Origin of the sequence: uncultured Sulfitobacter sp. (genome assembly GCF_947500075.1) — a bacterium.
Classification (GTDB): Bacteria; Pseudomonadota; Alphaproteobacteria; order Rhodobacterales; family Rhodobacteraceae; genus Sulfitobacter.
On sequence record NZ_CANMQS010000003.1, the window covers coordinates 162200 to 186648 of the forward strand.

The following is a 24449-nucleotide window of genomic DNA, read 5'->3' on the forward strand; positions in this document are numbered from 1 at the left end:
CTACGCCAGTCCGCGTCTTTCGCGCTCAAGCCGGGCGCTCAGCAGTTCTTGCGTATGGTCCAGCAGCTTGTCGAGGATCGTGGTCAGCGCCTCGACCTCCTTGGGGTCGAGCGGGGCAAGAACCCGTTCGTTGCTGCGCAGTACCTCAACCATCATCTTCTCATGCAGGGCAATGCCCTTGGAGGTCGGCTGCAAAGCAATGGCGCGTCCGTCGTTCGGGTCCGTCATGTTGCGGATAAGGGCTTTCTTCAGCAGCGATTTGATGACCCGGCTCAGCTGCGATTTGTCCATCAACAGCGCGTCCGACATGTCACCGGCGCGGGTGGGCGCGCGCGCCACGATCAGCGCCAACAGCCGCCACTCGTTCAGGCTGACATCAAACATCCGCTCGGACCATTGATGGCCGGCACGCTCATTAATACTCACCAGCCGCTGCAACCGAAATGTGATCACATCTTCGATGGACGTCACTTCAGGATGCCTGGACGTCACCGGCGCCGCGTCGATCATGTCTATCTTCTCATTCGTCATCAAAATACCTTTACGCGAAGAATACCCGTTTCAGTTTATGACATCCATAGTTTTCGATCCCCCCTGCACGCGCGGCAATCCGGCTGCGCAAAAGCCAAAAAAAAGCGCCGGACAGAGCCAGCGCTTTTCCAATCCGTATCGGCCTGCGGCTGCCGTCAGCCTTTGCCCTTCCAGGGCACCAGAATCCGCTCCGCCCAGCGCATCAGCATGTCGATGCCAAAGCCGATGACGCCGATCAGGATGATACCCATGATCACGATATCGGTGTTCTGGAACTTGGAGGCCGTCATGATCATCATGCCCGCCCCCTGCTCCGCCGCCACCAGTTCAGCAGCCACAACCGTGCCCCAGCACACACCCATCGCAACCCGCGCACCGGTGAAAATCTCCGGCAGGGAGTTGGGTACAATGACGTGACGCATGATCTGCCACTTGCTGGCACCCAGCGAATAGGCCGCGTGCACCTTGGAGATCTTGACCCCCGACACACCCGACCTGGCCGCAATCGCCATGATCCACAGGGCCGCAAGGAACAGCAGGATGATCTTGCCTGCCTCGCCAATACCCGCCCAGATGATCACCAGCGGGATCAGGGCCAGCGGTGGCACCGGGCGCATGAACTCCACGATGGGATCAAACCAGCCGCGGAACCAATCGCTCAGCCCCATGGCATAGCCCAGCGGGATCCCCACCAGAGCGCCCAGAAGGAAACCCAGCACAACCCGGAACAGGGAGAACCCCAAATGCTCCAGCAGCGTGAAGTTGCGGAAACCCTCACTTGCAATCTGAAGGGTCCGGGTGAAAACCTCTTCCGGCGCGGGCAGATACAGCGGCTCCATCTGCCACCCGCGTGTCGGCGCAAAGTTCGGCGTGCCCTTGTCCGACAATGTCACCGTTCCGTTCTCAACCGAAACAGTCTCACCGGGTGCAATGCGCTGCCCGTTGATCGCAATCACCTGCGCACCTTCGGACTTCTTGATGTCATCGTTGCCATCAACGCGCACCAGACCGCTGCGCCACTGGGCAATCGCAACTGAATCGTTCTTGGCAAACCCATCGCCGGGATCAACTTCCGGCGCTTCGGTCGGCTCTTCGCGGGGGAAGACGACAATCGACACGGTCGCGTCATCCGTCGCCCCATCTGCCTGCGCAGTATAGGTAAAGGTCGTGTCGCCCTTGAACGGTCCCGGTGCATGCAGGAACCCCGGCAGCAGCGTGGACCCGGTAAAGACACCCCACATCAAAAAGATCGTCAGAATGGAGATGATACCAGCAGCCCGGTTGGGCCGTACCGCGCTTTCATCCCCAAACGTCACCGTCTTAAGGGACGTGTAATCAGAAATGCCTGCGCCCCGTACCACCTTGGTCACGATAAAGAACGCCGCAACGAAGATCAGGATGTACATCAAAAGAGGGATCATGCCGCGTCCTCCTTGGTGCCCATAATCTCTTCTTCCATGTCCCAGATCATGTTCAGGATCTCTTCACGCTTGGGCCCGAAATCCTCGTGCTTTTTCACTTCACGCAGATCCGCGTTCACGCCCAGTTCTGCAAACGGCAGCCGGTACTCCTTGTGTATGCGTCCCGGTCGCGGCGCCATCACGATCAGACGCTCCCCCAACAGCAACGCCTCTTCAACGGAGTGGGTGATCAGAATGATCGTCTTGCCCGTCTCTTTCCACAGCTTCAGCACAAGGCTCTGCATCTTCTCGCGCGTCAGCGCGTCCAGCGCGCCCAGCGGTTCGTCCATCAGAATAACATCCGGGTCATTGGCCAGACAGCGGGCCAGTGCCACACGCTGCTGCATCCCGCCGGACAATTCGTAGACGGCCTTTTCCTTGAAGTCCTGCAAGCCCACAACATCCAGCAGATGATCCACGATCTCTGCCTTGTCGTTCTTGGGCATGCCCTTCATCGAAGGGCCAAAGCCCACATTCTCACGCACGGACATCCACTCAAACAGCGCACCTTGCTGGAACACCATGCCGCGTTCGGCATCGGGTCCGGTGATCTGGTGTCCGTTCAGTGTCATCACGCCGCCCGTGGGGGCCAGAAAGCCTGCCACGATGTTCAAAAGTGTCGTCTTGCCGCAGCCCGACGGGCCCAGCACGCTCAGCAATTCGCCCGCCTTCAGGTCAAGCGAAACATCCTGCAACGCCTGAACATGCCCCCCATCGGGCAGGTCAAAACGCATGGATAGATTGTCAATGGAAAGTCCGGTCATTTGGCTACTTCCTCTCCCTGTCAGGAGAAACTGGGCCGGGTTATCCCCGCCTCTGTGATCTTGAAACCCGAGGGCACAAACGGCGCGGCCTGTAACAGCCGCGCCGCCGTAATGGTTTACATGCCTTTGGCAGCTTCCAGTGGGCCTGTGTTCACAGTGCCTTCATAGCTGTCCAGCGCGCTGTCGATGGAACCGGATTCCACGAACACGTCCGCCACGCCCTTCATGAAGGGTGCTGCGTTGCCGCCGAACCATGCGGAAGACAGCTGCTCTTCGATGGTGGGGAATTCGAAGGTGGAGATGGACGCTTTGGTCGCGTCAACGTCCATGCCGGATTCCTGTGCGATCACCGCGAGCATCTCATCGCTCTGGTTGGCTGCCCACTCCGCGTTTGCGTCCGCCGTCACCTTGACGAACTTCGCCATCGTGTCGCCGTTCTCTGCGATGAAGGCCGCAGGCGCGGATGTCACGTCAAACACCAGAATGCCCAGTTCCTGCTTTTCAGCACCGGTCAGAAGGATGTTGCCGTATTCTTTCATACGCGCAAGGCCACCGCCCCAACCGCAGGCAAAGTCAACCGCACCCTGAGACAGGGCCGCCGCACCTTCTGGTGGCGCCATGTCAACGATCTGCAAGGATGCGACGTCCACGCCGAAGTGGTCCATCTGACGCAGGAAGCCGTAGTGCGCGGCTGTGCCCAGTGGCACGGCCACTTTCTTGCCGGCCAGTTCGCCTGCGGAGCTCTTGTCGATCTCCAGATCTGCTTTCACAACGCAGTTGTCGTTCTCGGAATAGGACACGGCCACGTCAACGACCTGGATGTCCTGACCACCGGATGCCGCCACAACGAAGGGGGGCACACCCTGAGAGACGGAAATCTGCACGTCGCCGGATGCCATCGCGGCGGACATTGCTGTGCCGGTCTCGAAGGACACCCAGTTCACTTTCATGCCCAGCGCTTCGTCGTAGGCACCGGAGGCTTTAGCGGCCAAGAATGGCATGGGCCATTCGAGGAAGTAACCAACGGTGATTTCACCATGGCCGTCAGCCATTGCAGCTTGGCTGGACATCGCCATAACGACACCGGCGACAAAACCTGTTGCTGTTTTCTTGATCATAACATTCTCCCTGTTGATCATTATGCCGGACCTGCGGCCCGGTATTAAGATACTCCGCCGACACTTGTTGTCGGTCATTCGTACCACCGTAGACTGGCAGATGCGTCAGAAGGCCTCAAGCGGCCATTTTGCAGCTTATTTCAACGGTGTTTGTACAACTCTGTTTCACGAAATTGAAATCGGTCACAGCGCTGCGCAGTGGCGCAAAGTGAGGGCCAAGCCTGCAAAGAATAAACGTCCAATTTGGCTGCGCCCGTGAGTCCAGTTTGGCAAAAAGCCGCTGTTGTTCGTCTGCCGCCGGTGGGCCAATGGCGGATCGGGTGATCGGCTTTGGGTGCCCTGTGCCGTGGCTTTGGCGCGATGTTGCGCACAAATGCCGCTTTTTGTGGCATCATGAGTCCCACAGACGACCGCATAAAGTCGGGATGCGCGGCAAGAGGTCTTGATTCTGGCGCTACCGATGATCAAGCTCTGGCCCTACTTGATTCTGCGAATTACCAGCAGATGTTGGCGATAACGGTATAAAAAGCACCTCGATTTCACTCAACACGCAGCGACGAAAGGTCTGACATGATGGACGGCAATTTCAATGAAAACGATCTCTCCCGCGTTGTCGAAGCAGACCGCGCGCACGTCTGGCACCACCTGAGCCAGCACAAGCAATACATGAACGATGACAAGGACGCCCAGGTCGATCCCCGCATCATCGTCGAAGGCAAGGGCCTGCGTGTCTGGGACCAGAAGGGCAAGGAACACATCGACGCCGTCGCCGGTGGCGTCTGGACCGTTAACGTGGGCTACGGCCGCGAACGCATCGCCAACGCTGTGCGCGACCAATTGGTCAAGCTGAACTTTTTCGGCGGCACCGCAGGCTCCATCCCCGGTTCGATCTTCTCCGAGATGCTGATCGACAAGATGCCCGGGATGTCCCGCGTCTATTATGCTTCCTCCGGATCTGAAGCGAACGAGAAGGGCTTCAAGATGGTCCGCCAGATCGCGCACAAGCGCTACGGCGGCAAGAAGAACAAGGTCCTCTACCGCGACCGCGATTACCACGGCGGCACCATCGCCACCATGGCAGCAGGTGGCCAGGATGAGCGCAACGTGCAATACGGCCCCTTCCCCGAAGGCTTCGTGCGCGTCCCCCATTGCCTTGAGTACCGCAAGCACGAGCAGGACGGCGCGCCGGACGAAAACTACGGCGTCTGGGCCGCCAACCAGATCGAGGAAGTGATCCTGCGCGAAGGCCCCGACACCATCGGATCGCTCTGCCTTGAGCCGGTGACGGCAGGCGGCGGCGTCATCACCCCGCCGACGGGCTATTGGGAGCGCATCCGCGAGATTTGCGATCAGTACGACATCCTGCTGCACATCGACGAAGTCGTCTGCGGCGTGGGGCGCACCGGCACGTGGTTCGGCTACCAGCACTACGGCATCCAGCCCGACATCGTGACCATGGCCAAAGGCGTCGCCTCCGGCTATGCGGCGATCTCCTGCTGTGTGACGACCGAAAAGGTCTTCGACATGTTCAAGGACGACGCCTCCGACCACCTGAACTACTTCCGTGACATCTCCACCTTCGGGGGTTGCACGGCAGGGCCGGCGGCCGCGATCGAAAACATGCGCATCATCGAGGAAGAAGACCTGCTGGCAAACACCGTCGCCATGGGCGACTACATGCTCGACCAGCTGGCCGCCCTTCAGGACAAACACGCCGTCATCGGGCAGGTCCGGGGCAAGGGCCTGTTCCTGGGTGCCGAACTGGTGACAGACCGCGCGACCAAGGAACCGGTCCACGAGAAAATCGTCGGTCAGGTCGTTGCCGACTGCATGAGCCAGGGCGTGATCATCGGGGCCACCAACCGCTCCGTACCCGGCAAGAACAACACGCTGTGCTTCTCGCCCGCGCTGATCGCCACCAAAGACGACATCAATCAGATCGTCGCGGCGGTGGACGGGGCACTGGGGCGTGTGTTCGGTTAACACGCCGACACAAACCAATGACAAAAAGGGGCGGGCCTGCGGGTCCGCCCTTTTTCGTTGTCCGCACGATCCAACAGAAGAAAACCGCTTTCGCTGATCTGGAAAAACTGGCATCCGAACAGACATGGTACTGCGCGCAGCACATCTCTCGGACGCATCAAGCATCGCGGCCATATCTATCGAAGTGTGGATCGGCACATACCTCAAGAAGGGCGTCACCGCATTCTTCGCAGAGTATGCCCTGCAAGCGTTCACAGCCGAGAAGACCGCAACCACCATTGCCGACCCCGACCAGTTCATAATGGTCTCAGAAAACGCTGAGGGGATCGATGGCTTCATCCAGGTTTCCGCCAAAAGCCCCGCGCCCGTTGATGGCTGTTCTGATATGGAGATTGCCACGTTCTACGTACAGCCCCGCCATCATGGAAAGGGCATTGGGAAACGCCTCCTGTCTGCGGCGATTGACCATTGCCGTGAAGCTGGGGCTGCTTCTGTCTGGCTCACAACGAACGCAGAAAACGATCCCGCAATTGCGTTCTATCTTGCAAAGGGATTTGAGCACGTGGGCGAAACAGACTTTCGCATTGACGACAAAGGCTACCTGAACAACGTCTATCGGCTTGCGTTGCGCTGAGCTTCCGCATCCACCGCCCGCACTTCCACGCAAAGCGCCCCCCTCACACAAACGCCCCCGCACCTTGACACTTGGTCCGATTGCGCGTCCCCTGTTCCCGTCTTGCCCGAACATGACACTTCACGCCCACTGCCATCGGCAAAGGGCCGCCTACGGCTGAAAACCATCGGAACAAACCACAGGCTCCGACGTTTTCACCCAAGACAAGAAGGGAAGACCACTATGAAAAAGCTATTGATTGCCGTTCCACTGATTGCCGCCCTTGCCGCCTGCACTGAAGGCGGCCCAAATCAGAGCGCACTGACCGGTGCCGCTCTGGGTGCTGCTGCCGGTGCCGCTGTGTCGGGTGGCGACGACCGCGTTGCAGGAGCCCTGATCGGCGGGGCCGCGGGTGCCGCTGCGGGCAACTACCTCGGGCGCACGCAGTCCGGCCAGTGTATCTATCAGAATTCAGCTGGACAGCGCTATCGCGCCGCCTGCCCCTGATCGGGACATGACAAGATGGAAAGGCCCCCGGACGGGGGCCTTTTCCGTTACAGCTCCATGGCAAGCTCATGTTGTCCTGCGATGTCCTGCGCACCACAGGCGCGCATGAACGCCCGAAACCCGGCATCCTCCTGCGCGATGTTGATGAACCGCAATGGCCTGCCCGACAGTTCTGACTGCATCCCGCTCAACAGCGCCCGCCCCACGCCCTGCCGCCGCAGATCCTTGCGCACCGCCACCTGATAGAACGTCGCCGTTGCCGGGTTCGCAGCGCCATAGCCCGCCAATCCCGCGTCATCAAAGAACGCCAGACACAGCACATCCTCGGCAATCGCCGCGAGCGACGGATCATCGTTCTGCCAGGAGGGCCGCCAATCGCGCAGCGCAGGCACCTGCGCCGCAATGCGGGACCACGGCACACCCTCCACCGCTGCCGCGCCCGCCTCCACAGCATCGCTCAACACGTAACAATCCAGTTCCCGTGCAACCGTCATGCCCAGCGACCGGTACAACCCCGCTGCTGTCTCGTTTGTGCGCAGGACCTCGGTCTGAAACCCGGTCACCCCCTGCGCCCGCAGGCCCTCCAGACAGGATACCGCCATGGCCCGCGCCATCCCACGGGACCGAAACGGTGGCCGTGTGCCGCTTGAAATCAGATAGCCAAAAGTGTCCCGGATCGACACCAGCCAGATCGCTGCGATCTCCCCGTCAATCACGGCAATGCGGGAGGCTGCCCTGTCCAGCCCCCGCTGCTGCATCATGAAGGCAAACGTCGCCTCATCCAGTTGCATCGGGATGGCATAATCCGAAAACGCATCGGCCATGGCGGAGGACAAAGCGGCGTTTGTGGCCTCCTGTGCAGTGGTGATTTCAAACATCGGCGTCTCCTTATGTGCCGCTGGAACTGCGCGCACCTGCCTGTGTTTCAAACCGGCCCGTTCAAGGCAAGGCCGCGCTTACCCGCCTTCGCGGTCACGGCGGCGTTGCTCAATCCGTTCGATCAGGTCCAGAGCCTCGATGCGGATCCGGGGCAACGGGTTGTCATTCGGATAGCCATGGATCTGGCCCGCCAGCAGCGCATGATAATAGACCCGCAGCACCTTGTTGATCCGGGTGGAATACCCCGGCCCCATTTTCCTGAACCATTTCACCAGATCGGCATCCAGCCGCAGGGTCACGCGTGTGGTTGCCGGTCTGACCGGGTCGTCATAGTCCAACCCCTGCCACCCTTCCGGCAGACTTTGATCGATCCACTTGTCTTCAATTTCCTGTTGCAGCCGTTCCAGTTCGACCATCATACGGGTCTGAGCCTCTTTCTGGCGCATCTCAGCCTCCTTTATTGCGAGAACGTTAAGAGTGCTCCAAAGGGGTTAACATCCTGAAATGGCACCGTGCGGTGTACAGGGTGTGTACAGGCTGTGCCATTTCGGTTTTGGGAAACTGCGCATTTTTGATACCGGCGGTCTCATTTTTGTTTACATCTTGCCGAATCTCGGGCATGTTAATCTTGTTGGAAATCGCCATTTCAGCATTCTATAAATCCAGTTTGATATCCACCTAAGTCCAGTATATGGAGTAGGGATGGCCCTTCCTGTCGAAACCTTCTTCCTCCATCCGGAGGCGCAGGGCACCCTGCAACAGCAGATCCAGCAGATGATTGCCCAGGGCATTCTGTCCGGGCGGTTCCAGCAGGGGGAGAAACTTCCCTCCACCCGCAAACTCGCGATGCACCTCGGCGTCAGCCGGATCACGGTGACCATCGCCTATACCGAATTGCTGGCCAATGATTACCTGATCTCCAAGGGCCGCTCGGGCTATTACGTCTCCGAAAATGCACCCGCGCCGCCCAGCTTTACCCCCGCGCATGAGGAACAGGATTGTGTCGATTGGAACCGCGCCATCGGGCAGCGCTTCAGTGGCGGCGCGGCGTTTCACAAGCCGCATGACTGGGCGCGTTTTCGCTATCCGTTTATCTATGGTCAGGCAGATCAGACGCTCTTTGATCACGCCAACTGGCGGCTTTGCGCGCTACAGGCATTGGGGCAGCGGGACTTTACCGCGCTGACCACCGATTACTTCGATCAGGACGATCCGCAGCTGGTGGAATTCATCGCGCGGCACACGCTGCCGCGCCGTGGCATCTCCGCCCGGCCAGAGCAGATCCTGATCACACTGGGCGCGCAGAATGCGCTGTGGCTGACCACGCAGGTGCTGCTGACCCAACGCCGGAGTGCCGCCTTGGAAGACCCCTGCTATCCTGCGCTGCGTGACATTCTTTCGCAGTCGCGGTGTCACGTAACCCCTGTGCGCGTTGACGCGGACGGCCTGCCACCCGAAGCGATCCCCCCCGGCACCGACGTGGTCTTCACCACGCCCAGCCATCAGTGCCCGACCAATGCCACCATGCCCATGAACCGCCGCCGCGCCCTGCTGGACCGCGCGCGGGAGATGGATATGCTGATCGTCGAAGACGATTACGAGTTCGAGATGTCGTTCCTCAAATCGCCCTCGCCCGCGCTCAAGTCTCTCGATGCAGAGGGGCGGGTGATCTATGTGGGCAGCTTCTCCAAATCGCTCTTCCCCGGCCTGCGGTTGGGGTATCTGGTCGGCTCCGAACCTTTCATTCGGGAGGCCCGCGCGCTGCGCGCCTCCGTCCTGCGCCATCCGCCCGGTCACATCCAGCGCACGGCGGCGTATTTTCTGTCCCTTGGCCATTATGACGCCCTGATCCGCCGCATGGGCACCGCCTTGCAGGACCGTCGCGAGGTGATGGAGGCCGCGCTGGCGGACCACGCGCTGACCGTGTCCGGACGCGGCACTTTCGGCGGTTCGTCCTTCTGGATGCGCGCGCCCGCGTCCGTGGACACCGACGATCTGGCCCGCCGCTTGCAAAGCCGCGGCGTGCTCATCGAACCCGGCCGCGCGTTCTTCGCCGATGACGCGCGGGCCGCAAATTACTACCGCCTCGCCTATTCCTCCATTCCCACCAGCCGCATCGCCGACGGCGTGGGCCTGATCGCCGACGAACTCGCGGTTGCCGCATGACTGGCACTAAGCGGTTTTCCCTTTTGGCCCTAACCCTACCCGAATTCACCCCCTAGGTTCCGCGCAACGCACGCTAGATTCGCAAATTCTTCACCTATTCAAGGATACCCTGCTATGAAAATGACGACCGAAGAGGCCTTTGTAAAAGTCCTGCAGATGCACGGCATCGACAACGCCTTCGGGATCATCGGTTCTGCCATGATGCCGATCTCTGACTTGTTCCCGCAGGCAGGGATCAAATTCTGGGACTGCGCGCATGAGACGTCCGGCGGCATGATCGCGGACGGCTACACCCGTGCGACAGGCAAGATGTCCATGGCCATCGCGCAAAACGGTCCCGGCATCACCAACTTCGTGACGCCGATCAAGACGGCGTACTGGAACCACACCCCGCTGCTGCTGGTCACACCGCAGGCGGCAAACAAGACCATCGGTCAGGGTGGTTTCCAGGAAATCGAACAGATGAAACTGTTCGAAGACATGGTCTGCTATCAGGAAGAGGTCCGCGATCCTTCGCGCATGGCCGAAGTCCTCAACCGCGTGATCGAAAAAGCGCACCGTGGCTCCGCGCCCGCACAGATCAACATCCCACGTGACTACTGGACGCAGGTCATCGACATCGAGCTGCCGCAGATCATCCGGCTGGAGCGCCCGCAGGGGGGTGAACAGGCCGTCAAAGGCGCAGCCAAGCTGCTGTCTGAAGCGGAATTCCCCGTCATCCTGAACGGTGCTGGCGTGGTTCTGTCCGGCGCCATCGACGCCTCCGCCAAGCTGGCCGAAGCGCTGGATGCGCCTGTTGCATGTAACTACCAGCACAACGATGCGTTCCCCGGCTCCCATCCGCTGGGCGTTGGTCCGCTGGGCTACAACGGCTCCAAAGCCGCGATGGAGATCATCCAGAAAGCCGACGTTGTTCTGGCTCTCGGCAACCGTCTGAACCCCTTCTCGACCCTGCCCGGCTATGGCATCAACTACTGGCCAACAGATGCGAAGATCATTCAGGTCGACATCAACTCCGACCGTATCGGCCTGACCAAGAAAGTTGACGTGGCCATTCAAGGCGATGCCAAGCGCGTGGCAGAGCAGCTGCTTGAGAACTTGGGCGCAGGTGCTGGCGACAAGGGCCGTCAGGAGCGTAAAGACCTGATCGCGCTGACGAAATCCCGCTGGGCGCAAGAGCTGTCCTCCATGGATCACGAGGACGATACGGACGAGGGCATCGACTGGAACGAGCGGGCGCGCAAAGCCAAGCCCGATCACATGGCGCCGCGTCAGGCATGGCGTGCAATCATGTCCGCGCTGCCAAAGGACGCGATCATTTCGTCCGACATCGGCAACAACTGCGCCATCGGCAACGCCTACCCGTCATTCGACAAGGGCCGCAAATACCTCGCGCCGGGTCTCTTTGGTCCCTGCGGTTACGGCCTGCCTGCGATCCTCGGTGCCAAGATCGGTTGCCCCGATGTGCCTGTGGTTGGCTTTGCCGGTGACGGCGCCTTCGGCATCTCCATGAACGAGATGACAGCCTGTGGCCGGGGTGACTGGCCTGCGATCACCATGATCATCTTCCGCAACTACCAGTGGGGCGCTGAGAAGCGGAACACCACGCTGTGGTTCGAAGACAACTTTGTCGGTACCGAATTGAACGAAGGGGTGAACTATGCGGAAATCGCCAAGGGCTGCGGCCTGAAAGGTGTGCAGTGCATGGGCATGGAAGAGCTGACAGCCGCACTCGACACTGCCGTCAAAGAGCAGATGAATGATGGCGTGACCACCTTCATCGAAGTGGTGCTGAACCAAGAGTTGGGTGAACCTTTCCGTCGCGACGCGATGAAAAAGCCCGTCTCTGTGGCTGGCATCAACCGCGACGACATGCGCGAGCAGATAACAGCCTAAGTAAGAGGAGCAGGCCGATCATGCTGCAAGAGTTACGCACCCGCGCAGCGGCCCGGCCTGCCCATATCGTGATGAGCGAAGGCCACGATCCCAGGATCGTGGCCGGCGCTCTCGACGCCGTGACAGCAGGGTTTGCCCAAGTCACGCTTGTCGGCCCCCATGCCGACGTCACTGCGCAACTGGTTGAAGCCGGTGCCGCAGAGACCCCCCGGATTTCAATTCAGGACCCCGCCTCCTCTGCCTTGACCGCAGCGTTTGCCGACGCGTTCTATGACTTGCGCAAGCACAAGGGCATGAGCGTTGAGGGTGCCGCCTCCGCCGTGCTGAACCCGCTTGTCTTTGCCGCCATGATGGTCCGGCAGGGCCATGCCGATGGCACTGTGGGCGGTGCAGTGGCCACCACGTCCGACACCGTGCGCGCCGCGCTGCAGGTGATTGGCAAAGCCAAGGACGCACCGATTGTCTCCAGCTTTTTTCTGATGGCGCTGCCCGCGGATCACCCCTCCGGCCGCAGCGCCATGGTGTTTGGCGACTGCGGTCTGGTCATTGATCCCGACGCGGATGAACTGGCCGCCATCGCTGTCGCATCGGCGGCATCCTACACGCAGCTGACAGGGGACGCGGCCAAGGTTGCGATGCTGTCGTTCTCCACCATGGGCAGCGCCAAACATGCTGCGGTCACAAAGGTGAGCGATGCGGTTGCGCTGCTGAAAGCCAACCATCCGACCCTTGATGCGGATGGCGAATTGCAGTTCGATGCCGCTTTCGTGCCCTCTGTCGGGGCTTCCAAGGCGTCGGGTTCAACCGTCGCAGGCCATGCCAATGTGATGATCTTTCCCAACCTTGATGCAGGCAACATCGGCTACAAGATCGCGCAGCGCATCGGCGGCTGTGACGCGATTGGCCCTGTTCTGCAAGGCCTTGCCAAACCAGCCAACGATCTGTCGCGCGGCTGCACCGCGCAGGATGTCACGAACATGATCGCTGTCACTGTGCTTCAGGCCGGAGATGGCTGATCTATGGCAGATGCTCGCTTTCACGCCCGCGCAGGCTTTGGTGCTGACCTTCGTCATGTTCTGCGCCGCGATCGTGCGGGGCTTCGCGGGGTTTGCGCAATCGGCGCTCGTGATGGCGACAGCTGCCACCGTGGTGCCCCCCGTCGAGCTGATCCCGATGCTGTGGTTTCAGGAAATGGCCGCCAGCCTGGTGATGGCGCGCGGCGGCTGGCGGGACGCGGACCGGGGCACAACCGCATTGCTGGTGGCAGGCAACTGGACCGGCTGGCCCGTGGGGCTGGCGCTGACCACGGCATTGCCGACGTCCTCATCCAGCCTTACCGCGCTTGTGATCATCCTCGCCCTCGCCGTCTTGCAACTGGTGCGTCTGCGCATCCCGGGTTTGCACACGCGGTTGGGCACGCTGGTGTCGGGATTTGTGGCGGGCATCGCATCGGGTCTTGCGCATGTGGGCGGCATGGTTGTGGCGCTCTTCGTGCTCAGTCAGGACGGCGCCGCACGGTCCATGCGCGGGACGCTGGTGCTTTACCTCTTTGTCGGCTCCTTCGGGTCGCTGATTTATCTCGCAGTCTTTGGCGTTATGACGCAGACTGCATTGATACGAGGGATCTTTTTGATCCCCGTGACGTTAATCGGCGTTTGGCTGGGCACCCAGGCATTCAGCCCCCGATGGGAACCTTATTATCGGCCATTTTGTCTGTGTCTGCTGATCGGTCTGGCCGCGTTTGGCCTGCTGCGTCTGGCGCTGGCGGGATGACTTTTTCGAACAAAGGAACGTAGGATATGGCCGCTTCGCAACCCACACTCGACCTCAGCCCCAAGGTGTCGGACGAGATCCGAAAGACCACCTGTTACATGTGCGCCTGTCGCTGCGGCATCAACGTGCATATGAAAAAGGGCGACGATGGTGAGATGCGCGTGGCCTATATCGAAGGCAACCGGGATCACCCGGTCAACAAGGGCGTGCTCTGCGCCAAAGGCTCTGCGGGCATCATGCAGCACAACGCGCCCTCGCGGCTGCGCAGCCCTCTGAAACGTGTGGGCCCGCGCGGGTCGGGAGAGTTTGAAGAGATCAGCTGGGACGAAGCCTACCAGATCGCCGCTGACTGGCTGGACCCCATCCGCCGCGAAAACCCTGAGAAACTGGCGTTCTTCACCGGCCGCGATCAGTCGCAATCCTTCACATCCCTCTGGGCGCAGGCCTTTGGCACGCCCAACTACGCAGCACACGGCGGGTTCTGTTCGGTGAACATGGCCGCCGCTGGAATCTATACGATGGGCGGCGCGTTCTGGGAATTTGGCCAGCCCGATTGGGATCACACCAAGCTGTTCATGCTGTTCGGCGTGGCCGAGGATCACGACAGCAACCCGATCAAGATGGGCATCGGCAAGATCAAGGCCCGCGGCGCGCGTGTGATTGGCGTGAACCCCATCCGCACAGGCTACAACGCCGTGGCCGACGATTGGGTCGGAATCACGCCGGGGACGGACGGTCTGTTCATCCTGTCGATGATCCATTGCCTGATGAAAGCGGGCAAGATGGACCTGAACTATCTGGCGCAATACACCGACGCGCCGGTGTTGGTGAACGGGGACGAAAACTCCCCCGAATATGGCCTCTACCTGCGCGATGAGGACGGCAAGCAGCTGGTCATCGACCGGGTCACGGGCAAGCTCACGCCCTTCGACAAACCGGGCGTCAAACCAGACCTCGCCGCCAGCCACCGGGCCAAGGGGTTCACGCATCGTCCTGTGTTCCACAAGATGGCGGAAATGTACCTCAGCGAGGAATACGCGCCCGAGGCCGTTGCCGACCGCTGCGGCATCCCCGCCCGGCGTATCCGTGCCATCGCCGCCGAACTGGCCCGCGTGGCCTTTGATGAGGCGTTTGAGCTGGACCACGCATGGACCGACTTCCGTGGTGAGAAACACGACAAGATGATCGGTCGCCCAGTCTCCTTCCACGCCATGCGCGGGATTTCGGCGCATGCCAATGGCTTCCAGACCTGCCGGGCGCTGCACACCTTGCAGATCATCCTCGGCACCGTCGAAGTCCCCGGCGGCTTCCGTTTCAAACCACCCTATCCCAAACCCGCCACCGCCCATCCCAAACCGCATGTCGGCATGACCCCCGGCGCGCCTTTGAACGGCCCGCATCTTGGGTTCGTCCACGGCCCTGACGATCTGGCATTGAAAGAAGACGGCACGCCCGCGCGCATCGACAAGGCGTTCACATGGGAAAACCCGATGTCCAGCCACGGCTTGATGCACATGGTCATCTCCAACGCCCACGCAGGGGACCCCTACAAGATCGACACGCTGTTCATGTATATGGCAAACATGTCGTGGAATTCATCGATGAACACCGGCGGCGTGATGGAGATGCTGACCGATACGGACGAAAACGGCGATTACGTTATCCCGCATATCATCTACTCGGATGCCTATAGCTCTGAAATGGTCGCCTATTCCGATCTGATCCTGCCCGACACCACGTATCTTGAACGCCACGATTGCATCTCCCTGCTCGACCGTCCGATCTGCGAAGCGGACGCGGCAGCAGATGCCATCCGCTGGCCCGTGGTCGAACCAGACCGCAACGTCAAAGGCTTCCAATCCGCGCTGTGTGATCTGGGCGCGAAACTTGGCCTTCCCGGTTTCGTCAATGACGACGGCAGCCAGAAATACGCCGACTACGCTGATTACATCACCAACCACCAACGCCGTCCGGGCATCGGCCCACTTGCAGGCTGGCGCATGGGGGAAAACGGCCTGCAACACGGGCGCGGCGATGTGAACGAAGGGCAGCTGCAAAGCTACATCAACAACGGCGGCTTCTTTGTTGAGCACATCCCCGATGGTGCGAACTACTACAAACCATGGAACCGCGCCTATCAGGATTGGGCCGTGGGTATGGGTCTCTACGACAGCCCACAACCCTATCTGTTCTCGCTCTACGTCGAACCCATGCGCAAATTCCAACTCGCCGCCGAAGGCCACGGCGACCGCCAGCCGCCAGACCATCTGCGTGACCGGATCAAACACACGATGTCACCCCTGCCGATCTGGTACGAGACCGATCAGCAAGGCAACGAAGGCTATACCGTCAACGCCCTCACCCAGCGCCCGATGGCCATGTACCACTCCTGGGGCAGCCAGAACGCATGGCTGCGTCAATTGCACGGGCGCAACCCCCTTTACCTGCCCACGAAACTCATGCGCGAACATGACCTCAGCGACGGCAATTGGGCGCGGGTCAGTTCCCCCCATGGCGAAATCACTGTTCCCGTGATGGAGATGGCCGCCCTGAACCACAACACGGTCTGGACATGGAACGCCATCGGCAAACGCAAAGGCGCATGGGCGCTGGACAAGGACGCGCCGGAGGCCACGCAAGGCTTCCTCTTGAACCACCTCATCCACGAATTGATGCCGCCCAAAGGCGACGGCATGCGCTGGGCCAATTCCGATCCGATCACCGGCCAAGCCGCTTGGTTCGACCTGAAAGTCAAAATCGAAAAGGCAACCGCCCCCGCGGAATCCCAACCTGCCATGCCGCCCCTCAAAACCCCTGTCCCACAGGGCCCAAAAGACCTTGCATGGAAGGTGGGCAAATGACCCCCATCTTTTCTCCAAAAATATCCCGGGGTCTGGGGCAGCGCCCCAGTCCGGCACTCACAAGGAGCGCCAACGTATGACTACGCTACCCACATCAACCCAAAAGAAACTCGGCCTGGTCATCGACCTGGACACCTGTGTCGGCTGCCATGCCTGCGTGATCTCCTGCAAAGGCTGGAACACCGAAAACTACGGCGCGCCTTTGTCAGATCAGGACGCCTATGGCGCGAACCCCTCCGGCACCTTCCTCAACCGCGTCCACTCCTACGAAGTGCAACCCGCCGAAGGGGCGGCCCAGCTCATCCACTTCCCCAAATCCTGCCTGCACTGCGAGGACGCGCCTTGTGTGACTGTCTGCCCGACAGGTGCCAGCTACAAGCGGGTCGAAGACGGCATCGTCTTGGTGAATGAAAGCGACTGTATCGGCTGCGGGCTCTGCGCCTGGGCCTGCCCCTACGGCGCGCGGGAGATGGACGCCGAAGAGAAGGTGATGAAGAAATGCACCCTCTGCGTCGACCGGATCTATAACGAGAACCTGCCCGAAGAAGACCGCGAACCCGCCTGCGTGCGCACCTGTCCTGCGGGTGCGCGCCACTTTGGTGACTTCGCTGATCCCGACAGCAATGTGTCCAGACTGACCGCTGAACGTGGTGGCGTCGATCTGATGCCCGAACAGGGCACCAAGCCGGTGAACAAATACCTGCCGCCCCGTCCCAAAGACGCCATGCCTGAGATTGACGTGCTGGCCCCCTATCTTGAGCCCGTGGTGGCGGAGCCGAAAGGCTTCATCAGCTGGCTCGACAAAGCGCTGGAGAAACTCTGATGCATCCCGCTCCTTCTGTTATCATCTTCACAACCTTCAGTGGGCTGGGTTTTGGCCTGCTGGTCTGGCTCGGGTTTGGCCTTCCGGCGGTCACCGGCTGGACGGCCTTTGCCTTTTTCACCATCGCTTACGTGATGGCGGTGGGCGGGCTGATTGCCTCCACCTTCCACCTCGGCCATCCCGAACGGGCGATGAAGGCGTTCAGGCAATGGCGTTCCAGCTGGCTCAGCCGGGAAGGGATCTGCGCGGTTGTCGCCTTGATCCTGATGGCGCTCTACGGAGCGGGCCTTGTGTTTCTTGAAACACGCTGGAGCATTCTGGGCATTCTGGGCGCGCTCTTCAGCCTTGCCACGGTGTTCACCACCTCGATGATCTACACCCAGCTCAAGACCATTCCGCGCTGGAACATGCCATTGACGCCCGCCAACTTCCTGTCGCTCAGCATTGCGGGCGGGGCACTGCTGGCCGGGCAGGTGGGCACTGCCGTGATCCTGTTGCTGATCGCCGGGGTGATCCAGTTCTTCACCTGGAAAGTCGGCGACAGCCGGCTGGCGGAAAGCGGCACAGACATGGCCAGCGCCACCCAATTGGGCGGCATCGGGCAGGTCCGCGCCTTTGAGCCACCCCATACCGGGACCAACTATCTGCTGCGCGAATTTGTCCATGTGGTGGGCCGCAAACATGCCGACAAGCTGCGCATGATCGCGCTGGGTCTGATGACCGCCCTGCCTGTGATTCTGCTGATGCTGCCCTTTGCCCATTGGGTCGCGGTGATTGCCGTGATTGCCCATATCGCCGGGGTGATCTGCACCCGCTGGCTGTTCTTTGCGCAGGCAGAACATGTGGTGGGCCTCTATTACGGCAAACGATGATCGTCCGGCGCGCGCGGGGCGAAGACGCGCCCGCGCTCACCGCACTTGTCTACCTCTCCAAGCAATCCAACGGCTATGACGATGCCTTTATGGCTGCCTGCGCGGATGAGCTTCGGGTGACGGCGGACAGGATCGCGCAAACCGATTTCCTGCTGGCCGAAGACACACCCGGCGTGCCGCGGGGCTGCGCCTGCCTGACCTCAACCGGAGCGATCGAGGCTTTCTTCATCCACCCCGATCACAAACGCCGGGGCATTGGCCGCCTGTTGTGGACGCACCTGTTGAAGACAGCAAAGACCGAGGGGATCGCTCGTCTGACCCTCGAGGCAGACCCCGCAGCCGTGCCATTCTACCGCGCGATGGGGTTCGAAGTTGTGGGCGAAGCGCCCTCCGGTTCGATCCCCGGAAGGGTGTTGCCGCAGATGGCCCTAACCCTCTAGCGGCAGCCGCCGTTCGACCACCCGCGCCATCACAGACGCCCCGACTGGCAGGATCGACGGATCCAGCGTGTATTCAGGATTGTGCAGCGGCATCGTGCCCCCATGTCCTACGGTGCAATAGGCACCGGGTACAACCCGCAGCATGTCGGCAAAATCCTCTGACCCGGTGACCGCCTGTGCGTCAGGATCAAGGTTCTCCTGCCCGACGATATCTCCCGCCGCCTGCATATAGGCATCCGACAGTTCATCATCATTGACCAGCACGTCAAAGACGTTGCGCAGGTCCAGCGTGACCTCCACCCCGTGCATCATCGCCATGCCATCGCAAATGGCCTGCATGCGTTCAGCAGCCAGCTTGTACATGTCATCACTAAAATATCGCACCGTACCCGCCAGATGCGCCGTCTCCGGCACCACGTTGTAGGCCGAACCGGCGTGGATCTGCGTCACCGACAGCACCAGCACGTCCTGCGCGGGAATGTTGCGGCTGAGGATCGTCTGCAATTCGGTCGCAAGCGATGAGGCGATGATCAGCGCATCCTTGCTGTCAGAGGGGCGCGCGGCGTGGCTGCCCCGCCCTTTGACGTGGATGTCAAAGAACGCCGCCCCCGCCATGGCCGGTCCCTTGCAGATGGCGACCGTGCCGGGTTTGCCGTTGGGCATGTTGTGCATGCCGAAAATCTCATCACAGGGGAACTGCTGGAACAACCCGTCTTCCAGCATCTGGCGTGCGCCGCCCAGCCCTTCTTCGGCAGGTTGGAAAACGATCACCGCAGTGCCATCGAAATCGCGGGTGGCGGCCAGATGTTTCGCAGCCCCCAGCAGCATGGTGGTGTGGCTGTCATGCCCACAGGCGTGCATCACGCCGGGATTGGTGGAGGCATAGTCGAGCCCCGTAGCCTCAGCGATGGGCAGCGCGTCCATATCGGCGCGCAGCCCCACGCGGCGGTTGCCCTGACCCTTGCCCTTGATCAGCGCAACAACGCCGGTTCTGCCCAGCCCTGTATGGACCTCATCCACGCCGTATTCGCGCAGCTTCTCGGCAACGATGCCGCTGGTGCGGGTTTCGGTGAAACCGATCTCCGGATGGGCATGCAGATCACGAAAGATCGCCTCAAGCTCATCTTTGCTTTCGGCGATGGTGGGCAGGATGTTCATGGGGTGGTCTCCGGTTTTGTGCGTTGCGCGTAAGGTGGGGCGAACCCCACCTTACCGCAAGCAGAAACCGAAGCGTATCAGTTCAGCAGACCGGCATGGCGCAGGCCATCATCCACCAGCGCCTTGGTGGCATCAGACAGCCCCGACAACGGCAGCCGCACCTCGTCCGAGCACAGGTCAAGCCGGGACATCGCGTATTTGACCCCCACCAGACCGGGTTCGGTAAAGATCGCGCGGTGCAGCGGCATCAGACGGTCCTGAATCTCCAGCGCGGCGGCATAATCGCCGGCCCCACAATGGGCCTGCATCTGGCTCAGCAGCTTCGGCGCGACATTCGCCGTGACAGAGATACAGCCGACACCCCCCTGCGCGTTGAAGCCATGGGCCGTCGGGTCTTCGCCAGAGAGTTGGATGAAGTCCTTGCCACAGGTGATCCGCTGTGCGGAGACGCGGCTGAGGTCAGCGGTGGCATCCTTGACACCGACAATCCGGGGCAGTTTGGCCAGTTCGCCCATGGTTTCCGGCGTCATGTCGACGACGGACCGGGGCGGGATGTTGTAGATGACGATCGGCAGGTCACAGGCGTCATGAACGGCCGTGAAATGTGCGATCATCCCACGTTGTGTGGGTTTGTTGTAATACGGCGTGACGACCAAAATCGCATCTGCGCCCACTTTTTCGGCGTGGCGCGCAAGGCGGATTGCCTCAACGGTGTTGTTGGATCCGGCACCGGCGATAACAGGCACCCGGCCTGCGGCTGCCTTGACCACTTCCTCAACCACGATCTCATGTTCGCGGTGGGTGAGGGTTGGAGATTCGCCCGTTGTCCCCACGGGGACAAAGCCATTGCTGCCTTCGCCAATATGCCATTCGACAAGTTTTTTCAGTGTCTCCAGATCCAGCTCGCCGCCCTGAAACGGCGTGACGAGTGCAGGCATCGAGCCATTGAACATATGCACGCTCCTTTATTGTGCTGGCCGGCGGAATGCCGGACTGTGAGACTGCGGCGCGCAGTTGTGAATTGAATCCCCATCCATGCGCCGTATGTTGAGAGGCTCTAGCCTCTGAGGGATGGGAAATGCAAGCGATCACACGGATTCTGACCGCGCTGGTTGTGGTTTTTGCACTGGCCCTGCCTGCGTCGGCGGAACGGCCGCGCCCGCTGGGCTGGGCGCTGGACGCGATGCGGGCCGGAAACTGGGCAAGTGCCGCACGCATTGCTGAGCGGGACGGACCGGTCGCCGCCGATGTGATCGAATGGCACCGGTTACGGGCGGGCCGTGGGACATTTGCCGATGTGCGTGCCTTTCTGGACCGTCGACAGGATTGGCCGGGAGAGGCCTACCTGCGCAAACAGGCCGAAGAGCTGGTGATCACCCAAGATGACACTGACATCCTTACCTTCTTTGCGCAGATGGACCCGCAGACCCCGCGCGGGGTGCTGGCCCATGCCGCCGCCCTGACCCGCGCCGGTGAGGCGGGTGAAGCGCAGGCGAATGTCGTGCTTTTCTGGCGGACAGAGCCGATGGACGAGACGATGCAGGCGCTGTTTCTGGCAGAACATGGTGATCTGCTGAAACCGCATCATGTCGCCCGGCTGGATGCGATGTTGTGGGAACGCGCGCACAGCGCGGCGCAGCAGATGTTCGCGCTGGTGGACAAGGATGAGATCCAGCTGGCCGAGGCGCGGATCGCCCTGCAACGCCGTGCAGGCAACGTGAACGCTCTGATCAAAGCACTGCCCGCCGCCAAAGCCGCCAGCCCCGGCTTGCAGCATGACCGCTTTGAATGGCGCATTCGCAGCAACCTTGTGGCTGACGCCAAGACCCTGCTTCTTGACCGTTCGCTGTCTGCCGAAGCCCTTGGCCGACCAGAGGCCTGGGCCAACCGAAGGCGCGGGCTGGCACGGGGAGAGATGCGGTCCGGCAACAAGGAACGCGCCTATCAGATGGCTTCGCAGCACTTTCTGGAGGGCGGGTCGCATTACGCGGATCTGGAATGGCTGTCGGGCTATATCGCGCTGCGCTTTCTCAAGGACCCCAAGGCGGCGTATCAGCACTTTTTGAACCATGACAGCGCGGTGCAATCGCCGATCTCTCAAGGGCGCGCCGGATATTGGCAGGGCCGTGCGCTGGAGGCGATGGGGAACGAGGACGAGGCGGCAAAGGCTTACGCGATGGGAGCGGGATACCAGACGTCGTTCTATGGTCTGCTGGCCGCTGAACGCGCGGGTCTGCCGTTCGATGCCTCCCTTGCCGGGAACGTGCCGGAACAGGACTGGCGGTTCTCCCCCTTGGCCATGGCGCCGCTGTTTGAGGCGGGCATGTTGTTGCAGGCCTCGGGTGAGCTGTCTTTGGCCGAACGGTTCTGGACTCATCTGGCCGACCAACTGGTATCAGACGATCTGGCCCTGCTGGGGCAGGCTGCAATTGATGCAGGCCAGCCCCATCTGGCGGTGATGATCGGCAAACGCGCCGCGCGCCGGGGGCTGACGATTGCCGCACCTTACTATGCGCTGCACCCGCTTGCGGAAGCTGATCTGCCCATGGCGCCCGAGATGAACCTTTCCATCGCACGGCGGGAAAGCGAATTCGACCCGGTGGTGCGCAGTGGTGCCGGGGCATTGGGGCTGATGCAGCTCATGCCCGGCACAGCGCGGGATATGGCCAGCGATCTGGGCGTGCGTCCCTTGCACAGCGACGCGCGGCTGACGGCAGACCCGGAATATAACGCGCAGCTTGGGGCAGCGTATCTGTCGCAGATGGCCGCGCGGTTCAGGGGCAATGTTTCCATGATGGCGGCGGCCTACAACGCCGGTCCAAGCCGCCCCATTCGCTGGATGGAAACCTATGGCGATCCGCGTGCAGGCGACATCGACATTGTGGACTGGATAGAGATGATCCCCTTCCGGGAGACCCAGAACTACGTCATGCGGGTGACCGAAAGCCTGCCCGTCTACCGCGCGCGGCTGGGCAAGGACCCGCTGCCAATCCCCTTCAGCGAAGAGCTAGTCGGCGACACGCTGAAGGCGTTCGCGCCAAAAGGTGAATAGTCCCGCCGCGACGATCATGGCAGCGCCGATCGCCACATTGGTCTGGATCGTCTCGCCAAAGATGCTCATCCCGATGATCGCGGCAAAGACCAGTTGCAGATACGCAAAGGGCTGAACCGCGCTGGCTTCGGCCACCTCGTAACAACGGATCAGCAGCCAGTGCCCCGTGACACCTGTCACGCAGAGGCAGGCCATGTAGATCCAGTCTGCCCCGCTCATCGGCTCCCAGAACCACAGGCCGGTTGCGGTCATGGCGACAGCGCCCATCGTGCCGGTCCAGAAGAAGCTGGTGGCGGTGGTGTCCTGACGGGCGACAAAGCGGGTCAGCAGGCCATAGACGGCAAACATCGCGGCCGCCAACAGCGGGATCGCCGCTGCGGGATCAAAGACGGCAAGCCCCGGTTGCAGGATCACCAGCACGCCGATGAACCCCACACCAATCGCCGCCCAGCGTCGCCAGCCGACACGTTCGCCCAATACCGGGCCGGACAGGGCGGCAACCAGTAGCGGGTAGCAGGTAAAGACCGCGTGGCTCTCAACCAGCCCCAGAAGGGTGAATGCAGCGACCATCACGCAGATCTCCGCCGCCAGCAGCAATCCGCGAAACGCTTGCAGGACAGGTTGGTTGGTGCGGGCCGCTGCGCGGATGCCGCCTGCATGCCTGCGTGCCAGCGCGATCACAAATGCCGCAAAGAACCAATAGCGGATCATCACCACCATCAGCACGTTGTATTCGCCCGCCAGATGGCGCGACAACCCGTCCTGCACCGCGAATACAAAGGTCGTCAGCACCATCAACAGGATGCCCAGCGGGATGTTGTTGGATTGGTTCATGGGGTGCGCACTGCACGGGTCATGTGGCGTTTGCGGCCATAGCCGGGGATGCGGGTGACCTCGAACCCGGCAGCAGCCAGACCGCGCCGCACATCACCCGCCGCCGTGTAGGTCGCGACGGTGCCATCGGGGGCAGTATGGCTGCCGACCTGCGCCATCAGGTCTGGCGACCACAGTTCGGGGTTCTTGGCCGGGGCAAATCCATCCAGAAACCACGCATCGGCACCGCCCTGCCAGGCGGGAAGGGTCTGACGGGCATCGCCGATGATCACCTCGATCTCCACCCCCGGCAGGCTGATCCGGCCACCTTCGGGGCTCCATGCGGCCCCCAGCAGATCCCGGCGTCCTTCGAAGGCTGGAAAAGCCTGATGGGCGCGGGCCATCTCGGCCCTGCTCAGCGGAAAGGCTTCGAACGAGGTGAAGCGCAGCGGCCCCGTGATCCCGGCCTGCATCCACGCATCCCAGACCACCAACAGGTTCAACCCGGTGCCAAACCCCAGCTCTGCAATGTGAAACCCCGGTGCAAACCGGGCGGGCAGGTCATTGCCCGCCAGAAACACATGCTCCGTCTCAGCCACGCCGTTATCGAGGCTGAAAAACGGGTCATCAAACCGAGTGGAGACGGGCACATCACCGGCCCGCCATTCGATCTGTTCTGTCTGGTCCTGCACCGGCGCACCTTGTAGGGAAGTTGGCACAAACTGCGCAATGGAAAGGCG

General features: G+C 61.3%; 22 protein-coding genes. 12 read left to right on the forward strand and 10 right to left on the reverse strand.

The features are described from left to right. The 4 genes from Q1A91_RS10650 to Q1A91_RS10665 all read right to left on the reverse strand — a co-directional run bounded on the left by Q1A91_RS10650 (position 1) and on the right by Q1A91_RS10665 (position 3873). Complete coding sequence (locus Q1A91_RS10650; protein WP_299876571.1) at positions 1–531, reverse strand: MarR family transcriptional regulator; 531 nt, start codon at positions 529–531, stop codon at positions 1–3. A 155-nt stretch (positions 532–686) separates the two neighbouring features. Beyond that, positions 687–1952, reverse strand: a complete 1266-nt coding sequence (locus Q1A91_RS10655) for an ABC transporter permease (protein ID WP_299876573.1) — start codon at positions 1950–1952, stop codon at positions 687–689. Continuing rightward, complete coding sequence (locus Q1A91_RS10660; protein ID WP_299876575.1) at positions 1949–2755, reverse strand: taurine ABC transporter ATP-binding protein; 807 nt, start codon at positions 2753–2755, stop codon at positions 1949–1951. The genes Q1A91_RS10655 and Q1A91_RS10660 overlap by 4 nt, the downstream gene beginning before the upstream one ends. A 116-nt stretch (positions 2756–2871) precedes the next feature. Further along, complete coding sequence (locus Q1A91_RS10665; RefSeq protein ID WP_299876577.1) at positions 2872–3873, reverse strand: ABC transporter substrate-binding protein; 1002 nt, start codon at positions 3871–3873, stop codon at positions 2872–2874. 573 nt (positions 3874–4446) lie between these two features. Here Q1A91_RS10665 and Q1A91_RS10670 point away from each other — a divergent pair. From Q1A91_RS10670 to Q1A91_RS10680, 3 genes are all read left to right on the forward strand, one after another. Continuing rightward, positions 4447–5856: an aminotransferase class III-fold pyridoxal phosphate-dependent enzyme gene (locus tag Q1A91_RS10670; protein ID WP_299877727.1), complete on the forward strand. Its 1410-nt coding sequence runs from the start codon at positions 4447–4449 to the stop codon at positions 5854–5856. A gap of 124 nt (positions 5857–5980) precedes the next feature. Then, positions 5981–6490: a GNAT family N-acetyltransferase gene (locus Q1A91_RS10675; RefSeq protein WP_299876579.1), complete on the forward strand. Its 510-nt coding sequence runs from the start codon at positions 5981–5983 to the stop codon at positions 6488–6490. 222 nt (positions 6491–6712) lie between these two features. After that, positions 6713–6976, forward strand: a complete 264-nt coding sequence (locus Q1A91_RS10680; protein ID WP_299876581.1) for a glycine zipper 2TM domain-containing protein — start codon at positions 6713–6715, stop codon at positions 6974–6976. Positions 6977–7023: 47 nt separating this feature from the next. Here the strand turns inward: Q1A91_RS10680 and Q1A91_RS10685 are convergent, their stop codons facing one another. Continuing rightward, positions 7024–7854: a GNAT family N-acetyltransferase gene (locus tag Q1A91_RS10685; protein ID WP_299876583.1), complete on the reverse strand. Its 831-nt coding sequence runs from the start codon at positions 7852–7854 to the stop codon at positions 7024–7026. Between the two features lie 78 nt (positions 7855–7932). Further along, positions 7933–8301, reverse strand: a complete 369-nt coding sequence (locus Q1A91_RS10690) for a BrnA antitoxin family protein (protein ID WP_299876585.1) — start codon at positions 8299–8301, stop codon at positions 7933–7935. Between the two features lie 256 nt (positions 8302–8557). On the opposite strand from Q1A91_RS10690, the gene Q1A91_RS10695 reads away from it, so the two are divergent. The 8 genes from Q1A91_RS10695 to Q1A91_RS10730 all read left to right on the forward strand — a co-directional run bounded on the left by Q1A91_RS10695 (position 8558) and on the right by Q1A91_RS10730 (position 18686). Continuing rightward, positions 8558–10021, forward strand: coding sequence for a PLP-dependent aminotransferase family protein (locus tag Q1A91_RS10695; protein WP_299876587.1), 1464 nt, complete (start codon positions 8558–8560; stop codon positions 10019–10021). A gap of 114 nt (positions 10022–10135) precedes the next feature. Further along, positions 10136–11917: a sulfoacetaldehyde acetyltransferase gene (xsc, locus tag Q1A91_RS10700; RefSeq protein WP_299876589.1), complete on the forward strand. Its 1782-nt coding sequence runs from the start codon at positions 10136–10138 to the stop codon at positions 11915–11917. A gap of 20 nt (positions 11918–11937) precedes the next feature. Beyond that, positions 11938–12933, forward strand: a complete 996-nt coding sequence (pta, locus tag Q1A91_RS10705; protein WP_299876591.1) for a phosphate acetyltransferase — start codon at positions 11938–11940, stop codon at positions 12931–12933. Continuing rightward, entirely contained in the window at positions 12926–13690 is a 765-nt protein-coding gene (locus Q1A91_RS10710; protein ID WP_299876593.1) for a sulfite exporter TauE/SafE family protein, read from the forward strand. Before pta ends, Q1A91_RS10710 begins: the two co-directional genes overlap by 8 nt. A 26-nt stretch (positions 13691–13716) precedes the next feature. After that, positions 13717–16551, forward strand: coding sequence for a molybdopterin oxidoreductase family protein (locus tag Q1A91_RS10715; protein WP_299876595.1), 2835 nt, complete (start codon positions 13717–13719; stop codon positions 16549–16551). A 76-nt stretch (positions 16552–16627) separates the two neighbouring features. Next, positions 16628–17374, forward strand: a complete 747-nt coding sequence (locus Q1A91_RS10720; protein ID WP_299876597.1) for a 4Fe-4S dicluster domain-containing protein — start codon at positions 16628–16630, stop codon at positions 17372–17374. Continuing rightward, a complete protein-coding gene (locus tag Q1A91_RS10725; protein ID WP_299876599.1) occupies positions 17374–18246 on the forward strand; it encodes a DmsC/YnfH family molybdoenzyme membrane anchor subunit in 873 nt (290 codons plus the stop codon). Before Q1A91_RS10720 ends, Q1A91_RS10725 begins: the two co-directional genes overlap by 1 nt. Beyond that, positions 18243–18686: a GNAT family N-acetyltransferase gene (locus Q1A91_RS10730; protein WP_299876601.1), complete on the forward strand. Its 444-nt coding sequence runs from the start codon at positions 18243–18245 to the stop codon at positions 18684–18686. The genes Q1A91_RS10725 and Q1A91_RS10730 overlap by 4 nt, the downstream gene beginning before the upstream one ends. Here Q1A91_RS10730 and Q1A91_RS10735 read toward each other — a convergent pair. After that, on the reverse strand, positions 18675–19844 hold the full coding sequence (locus Q1A91_RS10735; RefSeq protein WP_299876604.1) for a M20 aminoacylase family protein: 1170 nt from the start codon (positions 19842–19844) through the stop codon (positions 18675–18677). The genes Q1A91_RS10730 and Q1A91_RS10735 overlap by 12 nt on opposite strands. A gap of 77 nt (positions 19845–19921) precedes the next feature. Next, positions 19922–20797 carry a 4-hydroxy-tetrahydrodipicolinate synthase gene (gene dapA, locus Q1A91_RS10740; RefSeq protein ID WP_299876606.1) on the reverse strand — a complete coding sequence of 292 codons (876 nt, stop codon included), beginning with the start codon at positions 20795–20797 and terminating at the stop codon, positions 19922–19924. Positions 20798–20922: 125 nt separating this feature from the next. On the opposite strand from dapA, the gene Q1A91_RS10745 reads away from it, so the two are divergent. Then, entirely contained in the window at positions 20923–22896 is a 1974-nt protein-coding gene (locus Q1A91_RS10745; protein WP_299876608.1) for a transglycosylase SLT domain-containing protein, read from the forward strand. On the opposite strand, the gene Q1A91_RS10750 is transcribed toward Q1A91_RS10745, so the two are convergent. Further along, positions 22852–23730 (reverse strand): DMT family transporter, encoded by an 879-nt coding sequence (locus tag Q1A91_RS10750; protein ID WP_299876610.1) that lies wholly within the window; start codon positions 23728–23730, stop codon positions 22852–22854. The genes Q1A91_RS10745 and Q1A91_RS10750 overlap by 45 nt on opposite strands. After that, entirely contained in the window at positions 23727–24401 is a 675-nt protein-coding gene (gene mnmD / locus Q1A91_RS10755; RefSeq protein ID WP_299876612.1) for a tRNA (5-methylaminomethyl-2-thiouridine)(34)-methyltransferase MnmD, read from the reverse strand. Before mnmD ends, Q1A91_RS10750 begins: the two co-directional genes overlap by 4 nt. Positions 24402–24449 lie beyond the last annotated feature (48 nt).